The organism is Streptococcus oralis subsp. dentisani, from assembly GCF_002860905.1.
Classification (GTDB): domain Bacteria; phylum Bacillota; class Bacilli; order Lactobacillales; family Streptococcaceae; genus Streptococcus; species Streptococcus oralis_BA.
Genome location: NZ_PKIG01000006.1, coordinates 104,140 through 118,836, shown reverse-complemented (window position 1 = coordinate 118,836; position 14,697 = coordinate 104,140). Strand labels below are relative to the sequence as shown.

Genomic DNA, 14,697 nt, shown 5'->3' with positions numbered 1-14,697 from the left:
GGATCCTTAACTACTGTCTTAGTTGCTGGTGTGTTTGCACCATTTCCTGCGTTTTCTTTACCTGCATCTGCTGCTGACTTAGTTAAATCTGTTGCTGGAATTGTTGCTGTCTTACCTTCTGGAGTTGTAACTGTCGCATTTCCTTTATCATCTACAACTACTGTTGCATCTGGATTTACAGCTGCAACTTCATCTACACCTGATTTCTTAGCACCATCTACTGCTGTTTGTGCTTCTGCTGCTTTTTCTGGTGTTTCTGCATTAGCTGGTTGAACATCAATTGCATCTGTTGCTTCTTTCGCTTTAGCTTGAGCTTCTTCCTTAGCTGCTGCTTTTTCTTCGTCAGTTAAGTCTGGACGAGCATCGATGGCTGCTTCTTTCTTAGCTAATTCATCTGCTACTGCCTTCTTAGCTGCTTCTTTGGCTACTGGGTTAACTTTCGCAATGTCACCTGTACCAGTTCCTTTAGCTGCGTCTACTGCTGCATCTGTTGGTGCTGCATCGACTGCTTCTTTAGCTTTATCAGCGGCTGCTTTAGCTGCATCTTTAGCGGCTTTCTTCTCGGCATCAGTTAAATCTGGACGAGCGTCAATTGCTGCTTCTTTAGCTTTAAGTGCATCGTCAATGGCTTTCTTAGCTGCTGGTTTCTTAACTGCTTCTGGATTTACAGCTTTAACATCTGCTACACCTTTATCTTTTGCACCATCGACTGCTTTTTGAGCTTCTGCTGCTTTTTCTGGTGTTTCTGCGATAGATGGTTGAGCATCGATTGCATCTGTTGCTTCTTTAGCTTTTGCTTGCGCATCTTTCTTAGCAGCATCTTTTTCTTCGTCAGTTAAGTCTGGACGAGCGTCGATTGCTTTTTCTTTTTCTGCTAATTCATCTGCTACTGCCTTCTTAGCTGCTTCTTTGGCTACTGGGTTAACTTTCGCAATGTCACCTGTACCAGTTCCTTTAGCTGCGTCTACTGCTGCATCTGTTGGTGCTGCATCGACTGCTTCTTTAGCTTTATCAGCGGCTGCTTTAGCTGCATCTTTAGCGGCTTTCTTCTCGGCATCAGTTAAATCTGGACGAGCGTCAATTGCTGCTTCTTTAGCTTTAAGTGCATCGTCAATGGCTTTCTTAGCTGCTGGTTTCTTAACTGCTTCTGGATTTACAGCTGCAACTTCATCTACACCTGTTTTCTTAGCTGCNNNNTTTCCTTTATCGTCTACTACAACTTTAGATCCTGGGTTGACTGCCTCAATTGCTTTCTTAACTTTTGCTTTTTCTTCATCTGTTAATTTGGCTGGATCTTTAACTTCTACCTTAGCTGCTGGTGTGTTTACTGCATTTCCTGCATTTGCTTTACCTGCATCTGCTGCTGACTTAGTTACGTCTGCTGCTGGAATTACAGCTGTCTTACCTTCTGGAGTTGTGACTGTCGCATTTCCTTTATCATCTACAACTACTGTTGCATCTGGATTTACAGCTTTAACTTTATCTTCGATCGCTTTCTTCTCAGCGTCTGTAAGTTTTTCTGGATTTGCTACTACTGTCTTATCTGCTGGTTTAACGATGTCGTTGCCTGCATTTGGTTTAGTTGCAGCTTCTGGATCTTTCGTCAAGTCTGCTGCTGGAATTACAGCTGTCTTACCTTCTGGAGTTGTGACTGTCGCATTTCCTTTATCATCTACAACTACTGTTGCATCTGGATTTACAGCTTTAACTTTATCTTCGATCGCTTTCTTCTCAGCGTCTGTAAGTTTTTCTGGATTTGCTACTACTGTCTTATCTGCTGGTTTAACGATGTCGTTGCCTGCATTTGGTTTAGTTGCAGCTTCTGGATCTTTCGTCAAGTCTGCTGCTGGAATTACAGCTGTCTTACCTTCTGGAGTTGTGACTGTCGCATTTCCTTTATCATCTACAACTACTGTTGCATCTGGATTTACAGCTTTAACTTTATCTTCGATCGCTTTCTTAGCTGCTGGTTTCTTAACTGCTTCTGGATTTACAGCTGCAACTTCATCTACACCTGTTTTCTTAGCTGCGTCTACTGCTTTTTGAGCTTCTGCTGCTTTTTCTGGTGTTTCTGCGATAGATGGTTGAGCATCGATTGCATCTGTTGCTTCTTTAGCTTTTGCTTGCGCATCTTTCTTAGCAGCATCTTTTTCTTCGTCAGTTAAGTCTGGACGAGCGTCGATTGCTTTTTCTTTTTCTGCTAATTCATCTGCTACTGCCTTCTTAGCTGCTTCTTTGGCTACTGGGTTAACTTTCGCAATGTCACCTGTACCAGTTCCTTTAGCTGCGTCTACTGCTGCATCTGTTGGTGCTGCATCGACTGCTGCTTTAGCTTTATCAGCGGCTGCTTTAGCTTCATCTTTAGCGGCTTTCTTCTCGGCATCAGTTAAATCTGGACGAGCGTCAATTGCTGCTTCTTTAGCTTTAAGTGCATCGTCAATGGCTTTCTTAGCTGCTGGTTTCTTAACTGCTTCTGGATTTACAGCTGCAACTTCATCTACACCTGTTTTCTTAGCTGCGTCTACTGCTTTTTGAGCTTCTGCTGCTTTTTCTGGTGTTTCTGCGTTAGATGGCTGTGTGTTAATTGCGTCTGTTGCTGCTTTAGCTTTTGCTTGCGCATCTTTCTTAGCGGCATCTTTTTCTTCGTCAGTTAAGTCTGGACGAGCATCAATGGCTGCTTCTTTCTTAGCTAATTCATCTGCTACTGCCTTCTTAGCTGCTTCTTTGGCTACTGGGTTAACTTTCGCAATGTCACCTGTACCAGTTCCTTTAGCTGCGTCTACTGCTGCATCTGTTGGTGCTGCATCGACTGCTTCTTTAGCTTTATCAGCGGCTGCTTTAGCTTCATCCTTAGCGGCTTTCTTCTCGGCATCAGTTAAATCTGGACGAGCGTCAATTGCTGCTTCTTTAGCTTTAAGTGCATCGTCAATAGCTTTCTTAGCTGCTGGTTTCTTAACTGCTTCTGGATTTACAGCTGCAACTTCATCTACACCTGTTTTCTTAGCTGCGTCTACTGCTTTTTGAGCTTCTGCTGCTTTTTCTGGTGTTTCTGCGTTAGATGGCTGTGTGTTAATTGCGTCTGTTGCTGCTTTAGCTTTTGCTTGCGCATCTTTCTTAGCGGCATCTTTTTCTTCGTCAGTTAAGTCTGGACGAGCATCAATGGCTGCTTCTTTCTTAGCTAATTCATCTGCTACTGCCTTCTTAGCTGCTTCTTTGGCTACTGGGTTAACTTTCGCAATGTCACCTGTACCAGTTCCTTTAGCTGTGTCTACTGCTGCATCTGTTGTTGCTGCATCGACTGCTGCTTTAGCTTTATCAGCGGCTGCTTTAGCGGCATCTTTAGCGGCTTTCTTCTCGGCATCAGTTAAATCTGGACGAGCGTCAATTGCTGCTTCTTTAGCTTTAAGTGCATCGTCAATGGCTTTCTTAGCTGCTGGTTTCTTAACTGCTACTGGATTAACTGCAGTAACTTCATCTACACCTGTTGTCTTAGCTGCATCTACTGCATCTTGAGCTGTTTTAGCTGCTGTTGGTGTAGTTGCTGCATCAGGTTGCTCATTGATTTTCGCTAATTGTGCATCAGCTTTATCTTTCGCTTCATTCTTAGCTGCTGTTTTTTCTTCATCAGTTAAGTCTGTACGCTTATCAATTTCACTATTTTTATCTTCTAATGCTTTCGCAATTGCTTTCTTAGCTTCTGCTTTTGCTACTGGAGTTACATTTGCAACTGCTTTAGTTCCATCTGCTTTAGCTTTATCAACTGCTGCATCTGTTGTTGCTGCATCAATAGCACCTTTAGCTACGTCTGCTTCCGCTTTTGCTGCTTCTTTAGCTTTAGTTTTTTCTTCTGGAGTTAAGTCTGTACGGTCATCGATTGCTTGGTTTTTAGCTTCTAACGCTTGATCAATTGCTTTTTTAGCTTCATCTTTCTTAGCTACTACAGGGTTGTCGTTTGCAATTGCATCAGTTCCTGCTTTTTGAGCTGCATCTAATGCTGTTTTAGTAGTAACTTCAGGTTTCGCTATTTCAGCAAGAGCTTTTTCTTTATCAGCATTTACTTTAGCAATTGCCGCTGCTTTTTCTTCATCAGTAGCGTTTGGAGTTGAGTTAATTGCTGCAATTTTCTCAGTTGCTGCTGTATTTACTGCCTCAATAGCTGGTTGTTTGTCTAGAGTTACAAACTCTGATAATGGTCTTGTGTCTTTTGAACCGTCTGTGTATGTTACTACAAGATTTCCTTGGTCATCTTTTGTTACTGAAGCAATTTTAGCATCTTTATCTGTAACTTGAGCATTTTTTGAGATATTCGCATCGTCATTATTTTGATTGTACTCAAGTTGTAGTTTTTCTTTGATTTTAGCTAAGTCAGCTTCTGTTACGTTAGCTGGATCTGCTACTGCAACTTTTTCTGTCGGTGCCTTGATATCGTACTTATCTGTTTGAGATTTAACAACGAATTGAACATATCCTGGTTTTTGTTGACGTACTGCATCATCAGTTGAAGCGTCATAAGTTTGATCTGATGGCATTGATTTTGCATTATCGTTATCATTAGCAACGATGAAACTTGTCCATTGGTTTGGAGCTTTAAGAGTTGTAACACCTGTCATCTTGATAGTTGCTGTTCTCTTATCTTCAGATACTGTTCCTACTCCGTTTGTAACAGCTCCGTTATCAATTTTACCTGTTGTAAATCCATAACCTGCAGTGTTATCACTTCCAATACCACCTGGTCCACGTAGATACAAATCTTTAACTGTTTTTTCGTCTTTACCTGTGAATGTTAGGTCAGTATTCTCACCTGTGTAAACATAGATTTGACGTTTGTCTGCATTTGAGTATGGAAGTTCTACTGTTGGTGCTTTGTTTACAAAGTCTGATAATGGTCTTGTGTCTTTTGAACCATCTGTATATGTTACTACAAGATTTCCTTGGTCATCTTTTTCTATTGAAGCAATTTTAGAATTTTGATCTGTAACATCAGAATCTTTTGAGATATTCGCATCGTCATTAGACTTATTGTACTCAAGTTTTAATTTTGCTTTGATTGTATCGAACTCTTCATCTGTTACGTTAGCTGGATCTGCTACTGTAACTTTTTCTGTTGGATCCTTGATATCGTACTTATCTGTTTGAGATTTAACAACGAATTGAACGTATCCTGGTTTTTGTTGACGTACTGCATCATCAGTTGAAGCGTCATAAGTTTGATCTGATGGCATTGATTTTGCATTATCGTTATCATTAGCAACGATGAAACTTGTCCATTGGTTTGGAGCTTTAAGAGTTGTAACACCTGTCATCTTGATAGTTGCTGTTCTCTTATCTTCAGATACTGTTCCTACTCCGTTTGTAACAGCTCCGTTATCAATCTTACCTGTTGTAAATCCATAACCTGCAGTGTTATCATTTCCAATACCACCTGGTCCACGTAGGTATAAATCTTTAACTGTTGTTTCATCTTTACCTGTGAATGTTAAGTCAGTATTTTCTCCTGTGTAAACGTAGATTTGACGTTTGTCAGCATTTGAGTATGGAAGTTCTACTGTTGGTGCTGGGTTAGTGCGTGCTACGCTTGCAACTGGAGTAGTGTCTACTGAATCGTCATTATAGGTAACAGTAACTGTTCCGTTGGCAACCGCGATTGCTTTCACTACTGAAGATCTAGGATTTACGACTTCTCCTTTTTTAGAAGCTAGTCGAGCATCTTCTGTAGTTGCTTTATCAGAATATTGGATCTTGATTTTCTCTTTGATGTTGTTAATATCAGTTGGAGTTAAGTTGTTGATATCTGCAACAGCAACTTTATCCCCCTCTGCTACTGGTTGAATATCGTATTTGTATGTTTGAGATTTAACAACTAAGTTGAAATAGCCAGGAGACGATGGATTCCTACCTCCAGGTAGTTTAGCTCCAGTAGAATCTTCAAGTTCTAGATATCTTGCTCCCAATACTGCTCGTTGATCTTCAGTTTTTGTGTAAGGTTTAAGCCCTTTAAAAGTATCATTTGGTTTACCAGTGATTTTAATTGTTACTGGACCTTGAGTTTCAGTGATTATTTGATGATAACTCCAACCAAAATCATCTCGTTCAACTTCTTCTTCCTCAGGCTTAGTTGAGCTTTGACCTTTCGCATAAGCTATCGCTGCATCACTTTTCTCTTTTAGTGTGAACTGACCACTTCCAGCTTTAACTGTTGCTCTTTTGATTTTTCCGGCTGTTGAGTTAACTGTAATATTGACATCTGCGTCTTCTTCATTATAAAGGTAAATTTCTTTTCCAGTAGAATACTCCATAGAATAAGTAAAATTACCTTGAGTTTCAGTTGTCTCAGCTCTAAACGCATTATCTTTATCCATCGGTTTCCCGTTACGTTCGTCCTTTGAACCGGTATTTTCGATTGAGTTAGATTCTGGGTTTTTCTCAGTGTTTTCTGCTTTTTTACCTACAGTTTCTTTGCCTTCAGTTGTATCTACTGCTGGAGTTTCTTTTTTCTCTACAGGTTTGTTTTTTAATTTAGAGTTAGCTGTAGTGACAAGTTTGCTGTAAGCTGTCTTTAGTTCAGCTTGAGTAGTTGCGTTCGCTAATGTAGCTTTTGCAGATTCTAGTTCAGCTTTTAATACTGCAACACTTTCCTCAGTTTTGTTATCGTAAGAACCGTTAGAAAGTTTTGTCTCAATTTCTGAAATGTAGCTTTCAAGTTGGGTCTTGTCCAAAGCTGGAGTTGCTGGCTGAGCAGCAGCTGTGTCTCCAGGTTGGATTTGATCCGCTTGAACAGATACAGCTCCATTCCCTAAGAACATGAAAAGAGCAGCGACAGCTACACTAGCCGCCCCAAAACTATATTTACGGATCGAGTAACGAGTGACCTTCTCACGGTGCAGACGTTCAACACGACTCATAGATGGTTTGTTTTCCATTATTTTCTCCTTTTGTGAGGTTAATGATTTGATTTCCACATGACACCTGTATGTAGAAATCTACAATTTACATTTTATCTTATTTTCAATATATATGCAAATGATTTGAATTAAAATTTTCCAAAAAAATTTTAAAAAGTTTTTGCGAAATTAGGGAATTTTCAGATAAATTGATTCGGTATGTTTTCCCTTTTTTATAAATAAATAATTCACATATGTTTATGATAAATTTGCTTTTGTTTTAATTCCATTCACAAAGATAGCGCATTCATAAAGGGTTAGTAGAAAAATAAATAAGTTTGAAGGGTGAGACAAATTACTTTTGCACTGCATAAGAAAAAATTATCCGTAAAACATATGAACCAAAAATAAAACATGCTACCTCATTTCGGTAACATGTCATCGTTTTCTACTTACAACAAGGCCTCAAACTCAGCGACGCTCATGCCTAATTGCTGGCTTGCTGGCTTGCTATCTCGGAAGTCAGAAGACCTTGACGGACCATATCCAGAAAGGCAAAAAGTTTCCCTTCTTCCCTTCCTTCAACTTTACCACGCTCAAGATCACGTTCTAAGCCTTTTTCCTCAGCTTGTTCCAAGGCATAGTCCTGTGCTAACAATGCCTGTTCTTCTCGCATACGTAGTTGACTAAACATCTTCCTGTCCTCCTCGGACCAGCTTTTGTAGTCTAGCAGTTGGTCTGCTTGGCTGATGGCTCGCTCGGGTTCTTGGGTAAAGGGCTTGTTGCCGAAAAACTCCAACCAGGGCTTGCGAACCTCGTCTTTGCTGGTTTCTCTGTATTTTTAGATCTTATTTATGATGGTATTACAACAACGCCTCAAACTCAGCGACGGTCATACCTAATTGCTCACTCGCAAATTCGGAAGTTAAAGCATGTTGGCGAACCATGTCTAAGAAGGCAAAGAGTTTCCCCTCTTCCCTTCCTTCAACTTTCCCGCGCTCTAAACCTTGTTCAATACCTTCTGCGCGACCACGTTCTAAGCCTTTTTCTTCAGCTTGTTCCAAGGCATAGTCCTGTGCTAACAAGGCTTGTTCTTCACGCATACGTAGTTGGCTAAACATCTTCCTGTCCTCCTCGGACCAGCTCTTGTAGTCTAGCAGTTGGTCTGCCTGGCTGATGGCTCACTCGGGTTGCTGGGTAAAGGGTTTGTTCCCGAAAAACTCCAACCACGGCTTGCGAATCCTATCTTTGCTGGTTTCTCTGTATTTTTAGGTCTTATTTATGATGGTCTTTCAATAGCTCCTCAAACTCAGCCACGGTCATGCCTAATTGATGGCTGGCAACTTCAGAAGTCAGGAGACCTTGATGTACTAGATTTACTAGCATAGACAAACTTCCTTCAACTTTTCCTCGTTCAAGTCCACGCTCTAAACCTTGTTCAATACCTTCTGCACGACCACGTTCAAGACCACGTTCTAAGCCTTTTTCTTCAGCTTGTTCCAAGGCATAGTCATGCGCTAATAAGGCTTGTTCTTCGCGCATACGTAGTTGACTAAACATTTTCCTGTCCTCCTCGGACCAGCTCTTGTAGTCCAGCAGTTGATCTGCCTGGCTGATGGCTCGCTCGGGTTGCTGGGTAAAAGGTTTGTTCCCGAAAAACTCCAACCACGGCTTGCGAACCTCATCTTTGCTGGTTTCTCTGTATTTTTTTAATTCCAAGAATGCCATCTTAACCAGATGGTTTTCTTGTCCATTGTTTGTGATGGTTAAGACCTCACCTGTCGTATCCTCTCGCATACTAAAACTGTGAAAGGCTAAATCATCTTGAAAGTAGTTGCTATCCACGATTGCGATAGCGTATACTGGTGCGATATGTTTATAACTCTGGTGAGTATTGCCTTCTTGTTGGCGAACTTTTTCAAGGTTTTGATTGACCTGACTGCAAAGGTAAGCCCACAGGCGATTGATGAAAAAATTCTGATGATGCACCTGAATCTCAATAATTACTTGTGTCCCATTGTCCAACTCCGCCAAAACATCTATACTGGTATAGAAATCCTGCGCCGAGTAAGGTATGGAAGGTAAGACATGAATATTGCTTCCCTCTAAAATAGTTATATTTTTGGCTGGCAAGTCCAGCATATCGCGAATAAATTGACAAGTGATTTCTGGATTGCTAAAGATTTTCTTAGCAACCAAGTCATTGGTTGGGCTGATGCCCGGATGTCTTAAAATCATCCATTTCCTCCTTCTATTATACCATAGTTTGAAATCTAATTTTGTTAGATTCGATGGTTCTATCTATTTATTCGAAAAGGAAATGAATTGTGAGGATTTTTATCTCGTTTCAACTAAAATATGAGCTTGATCAATCAGCTGTCCATCAACAGTCAGATTCAGATAGAAATCCAAGGTCTTATCAGCAGCAAAGTGCAGAGTTGGTAGGCACAAATCTTTTTTGCTTTCCCCAGCTTGAAATTGAAGGAATTGAATCTCATCCTGATAGGCAACGCCATGAACACCTGTCCCCGGTTGAATCGAAATCTTAGCCTCCAAAGGAGTACTACTTTCGCTACGTTCAACCTTAAAATGAAGAGTCTCTCCCTTTGCCACAGCTAGACTTTTTTCTGCAAATGCCAGTCCCTGAACAACTTCTGTTTTTGATAAGCTAGGAGTTTTATAGAGTGAAATATTAGTCAGTACAGGTAAATCCTGTGACTCTGTAATCATCACGCGCACCTTTTTCGCCTCTACTAGCGGACCTCGCAGGAGGCGCTTATGACCAACTGTAAAGCCCTTACCAAATTCTTGCCAGACGCCATCCACCTCTACTTGCACATGAAAAGCAGCGATTCGTTGCCCTAGCTTCAAATCTTCTCTTAACTCAATTACATCAAAAGTTTTAGGTGACCCTAAGTCTAGTTCTAGCTGGATGAGCAAGTCTGCATCGCTTGCCCATGAACTAGTCTCAAGACCGTCTGTCAAATGGCGACAAGCAAAGTTTGTGGAAAGAGCTGGACCAGATACCTCAGCTCCCAGAGCTAAATCTTCTTTATAGAGCTCATTGCGATAGGCCGCAAATTCATAGAGGCGTTCAATATCCTTTGCATCAAATAGCCCAGCTTGATTCGGCGGAATATTGAGCAAGAGTGGAGTTCCTTGACCCACCGAGTGAAAATAGATTTCGACCAACTCCTCAAGTGACTTAGGATCCTGCTCTTCATGGTAGAACCAGCCCGGCCGAATGGAAACATCTGCCTCACCGATTGAGAAAATCGTGCCTGAAGGATCCCCATGCTGAAGATAGCCCAACTCTGCTTCTGTCCCTAATTTTTCAGGATTCACCTTTTGCCACAGGGGATTACCTGCGTACCCTCGTTCATTGCCAATCCAGCGAATGCTGGTGCCTTCTGTTGAAAAAATCAAGCAATCGCCCTGAAGCTCACGAATGGTTTCAAACCATTTTTCAAATTCATAATTAACCTTTTGAGCGCCCTCTCCTCTGGCACCATCCATCCAGATCTCAGCAAATTTCCCTCCATTGCCATAGGCAGGATTTGATAAGATTTCCTTCAGCTGAGCCAGATAATAGGCATTATAGTCCGCTTCTCGGTCCACATGATAGAGGGGACTATGGGCATCCCACGGTGATAGGTAGACCCCCATATCCATATCAAACTCTGTGGCAGCTTGGGACACCTCAAGGAGCAAGTCTCCCTCTCCATTCCTCCAAGGACTGGCCTTGACCGAATAATCTGTGTGAGCTGTCGGATAGAGGACAAAGCCGTCGTGGTGCTTGATCACCAAAATCAACTTTTTAAAGCCCGTTTCCTTGAGCACGCGAACCCACTCACGCGCATCTAACCTGGTCGGATTAAAGCGTTCAGGTTCCTCCTGACCTGTCCCCCATTCCTGGTCATAAAAGGTATTAGGCCCAAAATGGATAAAGGCTGCTAGTTCATCCTCTAAATAAGCTAGCTGGGCCTGACTAGGCAAGGGCCCATGCGGTTTTATTTCTCTTACCATACTACTTCCTATCTACACTTTTCTTTACTTTTTTGGCATATACTTGCAATTCGGTTAAGGCTAGGGGACTAGTCAAACTTTCAAATCGAAGACGAAGGGCGTAAGTCTTCACCTTATCAAATTCAAAACGAAGCTCTTCATCCTTGTCACTTGACACTTTTCGGATGCCTGATACAGGGCGCCAATTCTCCTCTTGTTTGAGTAGAGAATCCTTGTCCAAATGGTTGGGAGTCCGAGGCAAGGCAGGCTCATTCCCTACATAATAATCGATAAAGGTCGGCTCAACGGCCACATATTCTTGATTTTCAACATAATACAAGGTCAGGTTATCCACAAATCGCGGTTTTAAAATCCCTGCATCTCCAAACAGAATACCCACGCTGGCTTGCTCTGACTTGGCAATCCAAGTATTGGCTGTCGATTTCTTCCGAGCAATAACCTTGTCATTGAGATATGAGGCTGGGTGATTCGGCTCTGAATGGGAAGCAAAGACCAGAGGCAGGTTGGATCCTGTCCACTGATCGGAAATAACTTCCCCATCTACACTGACATCTGTCACATGAATGGTGACTGTTGCTGGCAACTCACAGCCCGCTACTTGTCCTGTGAGCACACTTTCTCCTACCTGAGCATAGACTTGAGGTTCGAGTTCATCCCAAGTCACCTTGGCCGTATCTCTTCTGCCATCTGATAAGACTAGCTTGACTCGATCTGGTAAATGTGGGACTTCCTTGACAAGCGTCCAAACCTTTTCAGGCTCAATAGCGCAAATCCCTTGGACACAAACCTGAGCAGAAGCCTTTATATCCAGCCCCTCAAGATGACCAGATACCGTAAATTTATGAAAGCTTGCTATATCTTCTTCGGAGATTGCCTCCCAAACAACCTTGACTCGTTTTGCACCACCGAACTCATAGTCCACCAAAACTGAAGATGGCAGCTGTGGATAAGTTCCCTTAGCTGTATACAAGCGAAGTGATCGTACAGAAACTGCCTGCCCTAGTGAGGTATTTTCTGCCACCTGAAAATGAGTTTGATAGGCCTTCCCTTGATAAAAGGCGCGAATAGCCAAGTCCCCTGCAGACAAGCAATAAAGCACTCCCTGCTTGATAATGGCGTGGGCACTACCACTCGTCTCCCAAATCACTTCACTATTCCCCACCTTGTTCACAGGGTTATCCACAGTTTGTGGATAAAGTCCAATAGCTGGGGAATCTCCTTCTTGTAATCCGGCCTGCTTGTCCACTCGAATCTCAAATAAGCGCTTATTTCTCACTGGTTGGGTAGCCAAAGCCTCTCCCACTAAGATATCAAAACTTGCTGGCTCTAGCCCTCTGGCACTGGCTTTTACTCTTACGTGACCTGCCTGATCTAAACTCTGAATCAAAAGGACACCTCTGCCATGAAAGGCTTGCCGCTTAAACCGACCATTTTTCTGAGCCTGGTAACGTTCACGACTAGCCTGCCTACCATTATCCACACCTACAATACGAGCAGGGCCTTCAATTTTAAAATGAAGCTGATTGGAAGCACTCGGTACCCAATTTCCATCCTTGTCCAATACATCAAAATAGAGATAAAGGAGGTCTTGCCCATCTGGCTCCAGTTTTGTTTTCTCGGCATGTAACCCGATTTTGGCTGGCTTACCTGCAGTCACCACCCTATCTTCTGCCACAATCTGACCTTGATAATCATAGGCTACAGCATGCAATTCTCCTGGTTGATAAGCCAAACGCCATTCGAGATAAAGTTGTTCAGAACTTGCTCCCTCTTGGTATTTTCTACCATCTGAAGTCCATTTTTCCTGAAAATTCTTTCTGCCTTGGGATTTTCCATTGAGAAATAGCTCTACTGAACCAGCATTTGAATACACTCGAACAGGGATATCCCCACACTTATCCACAACTTGTTGATAACTCTTGTGGATTTCCCAATTCCAGTGGGGTAAGATATGAACCATGGGATGCTGATCTAGGTCCAACCACTGACTTTGATAGAGATAATAGTCATTTTTAGGAATCCCTGCCGTATCCACGATCCCAAAATAGGAACTCTTTACAGGCGTATCATTTTGATTGTGCCAAGGAGTCGGCTCACCGATATAGTCCACTCCTGTCCAGATAAACTGACCTGCATAGTCCAGCCGATTCCTATCTGCTATCCAAGAAGTTGTCGCTGTCTTCCCCCAAGGAACCCGATCATTGCCATAGTCCGACTGTTCAAAATTCCGCACTCGACGATTATCCCCAACCCATTCCTTATCTGGGCGAAAATAGCTGTCACGCGTCCGTGTAGCCGATGAGGTTTCAGACCCATAAAGACGCCACTTGGGATGTCTTTTGCGAATCCCGTCAATATTGTCTTCTGAGTAATTCAAACCCACCACATCCAGCAAATCAGCAATCTTTTCATGACCTCCAGAACCATTGCCAAAGCGGAATTGATCCATTCCCATAGTCACAAAACGACTATCATCCACCTCCTTTACCCTTCCTAGCAAGCGTTTGATAGTCTTCAATGAATGAGCATCGCCATTTGCTTCGCTGACTTCATTTCCCAAGGACCACATAAAAATCGCTGGATTGTTGTTGCCACGCTCAATCATAGTGCGCAAATCGTAATCTGACCAGAAATCGCCTGCTTTCGCTTCTGGGTGAGTCGCTTCTTCCTCAAAAAAGCGACCATAATCATATTCTTTCTTGCCTCCATACCAGGTATCAAAGGCTTCTTCTTGGATAAGTAAGCCCATTTTGGCAGCCACATCCAGCAAGATACTACTGGCTGGATTATGCGTGATTCGAATCGCATTGACCCCCATTTCTTTCATCTGGCGCAAGCGTCTCTCAGCAGCTGACCTGTTTTCCACAGCTCCCAGCGCTCCATAGTCATGGTGCAGACAAACTCCATGAATCTTCAAACAGCGACCATTGAGAAAGAAGCCCTTATCCGCTTGCCAATCCATATAGCGGTAACCAAAGGTCTCCTCTTCTTCATCAACCAAAATGCCATTTTTATAAAGGCGAGTCTTCAATTGGTAAAGGTAGGGATGGTCAATATCCCAAAGCAAGGGTTGAAAAATTGATATGGCTTGTTGGAAAGAATATTTGTCCTCAGACTCAATCATTACAGAATCAGTCGCCTGCCAGTCTGACAGCTGTTGGCCATCATACCAGATACTCTGCTCCAAATACACCGACACGGACTGAGGCCCATCATTTGAAACCTTGCTTGTAAGCTGGGTTTCCACCCAAGATTGCCTTTGTTCCTTTAGCTTGGGACTTTCTATCTTAATTCCATATAAATCCAGATGCACCGAATCTGTAATCAATAATTTTACTTCTCGGTAAATACCGCTACCAGAGTACCAACGACTGCTAGGTTGCTTATTTTCCACAAAAACCGCAAGCTGGTTGGCCGTCCCATCATTTCTTAGATAAGGCGTGATATCATAAGAAAAAGGTGTGTAGCCATTGGGATAATAGCCCAGTACTTGCCCGTTAATATAGACTTGGGCATTCATGTAAACTCCATCAAACAACAAACGCACCGATACAAGACTGGCATCTTCTTCCAAGTAAAACTGCGTACGGTACCAGGCTTGACCCCCGTTTAACTGCCCACCCTCATTTTGCGCTGGCGAATACTGGTCAAAATCATTGTAAATACTCCAGTCGTGTGGCACTTGAATAGCCTGCCAATTTCCCCTCTGAAAATCCGACGCCAAGGCCTCTTCCTTCCCCACCTCTTGGCTAAAAAACCAGTGATTTCGTAAAACTTCTTCTCTTCTCAT

At 42.6% G+C, this 14,697-nt stretch carries 3 protein-coding genes and 7 pseudogenes; all 10 read right to left on the bottom strand.

Going from position 1 to position 14,697, the window contains the following annotated elements; translation table 11 throughout:
* Window positions 1–125 (bottom strand): annotated as a pseudogene (locus CYK16_RS11075) (hypothetical protein); the annotation flags it as partial.
* A 96-nt stretch (window positions 126–221) separates the two neighbouring features.
* Window positions 222–1,190: pseudogene (locus CYK16_RS11070) on the bottom strand (DUF1542 domain-containing protein); the annotation flags it as partial.
* A 66-nt stretch (window positions 1,191–1,256) separates the two neighbouring features.
* Window positions 1,257–1,952: pseudogene (locus tag CYK16_RS11065) on the bottom strand (MiiA motif-containing surface protein); the annotation flags it as partial.
* A gap of 84 nt (window positions 1,953–2,036) precedes the next feature.
* A pseudogene (locus CYK16_RS11060) lies at window positions 2,037–4,457 on the bottom strand (DUF1542 domain-containing protein); the annotation flags it as partial.
* 465 nt (window positions 4,458–4,922) lie between these two features.
* Window positions 4,923–6,902, bottom strand: a pseudogene (locus CYK16_RS11055) (YSIRK-type signal peptide-containing protein); the annotation flags it as partial.
* A 431-nt stretch (window positions 6,903–7,333) separates the two neighbouring features.
* Window positions 7,334–7,722: pseudogene (locus CYK16_RS10805) on the bottom strand (Rpn family recombination-promoting nuclease/putative transposase); the annotation flags it as partial.
* 22 nt (window positions 7,723–7,744) lie between these two features.
* A pseudogene (locus tag CYK16_RS08915) lies at window positions 7,745–8,149 on the bottom strand (Rpn family recombination-promoting nuclease/putative transposase); the annotation flags it as partial.
* Window positions 8,150–8,156: 7 nt separating this feature from the next.
* Entirely contained in the window at window positions 8,157–9,119 is a 963-nt protein-coding gene (locus CYK16_RS08910; protein ID WP_101776907.1) for an Rpn family recombination-promoting nuclease/putative transposase, read from the bottom strand.
* A gap of 99 nt (window positions 9,120–9,218) precedes the next feature.
* Window positions 9,219–10,907 (bottom strand): alpha-L-fucosidase, encoded by a 1,689-nt coding sequence (locus tag CYK16_RS08905; protein ID WP_101776906.1) that lies wholly within the window; start codon window positions 10,905–10,907, stop codon window positions 9,219–9,221.
* A gap of 1 nt (window position 10,908) precedes the next feature.
* Window positions 10,909–14,697: a sugar-binding domain-containing protein gene (locus tag CYK16_RS08900; protein ID WP_101776905.1), complete on the bottom strand. Its 3,789-nt coding sequence runs from the start codon at window positions 14,695–14,697 to the stop codon at window positions 10,909–10,911.

Excerpts from the sequence above, each read along its gene's own strand:
- CYK16_RS08910 (WP_101776907.1), bottom strand. The coding sequence starts at position 9,119 with ATGATTTTAAGACATCCGGGCATCAGCCCAACCAATGACTTGGTTGCT.
- CYK16_RS08905 (WP_101776906.1), bottom strand. The coding sequence starts at position 10,907 with ATGGTAAGAGAAATAAAACCGCATGGGCCCTTGCCTAGTCAGGCCCAG.
- CYK16_RS08900 (WP_101776905.1), bottom strand. The coding sequence starts at position 14,697 with ATGAGAAGAGAAGAAGTTTTACGAAATCACTGGTTTTTTAGCCAAGAG.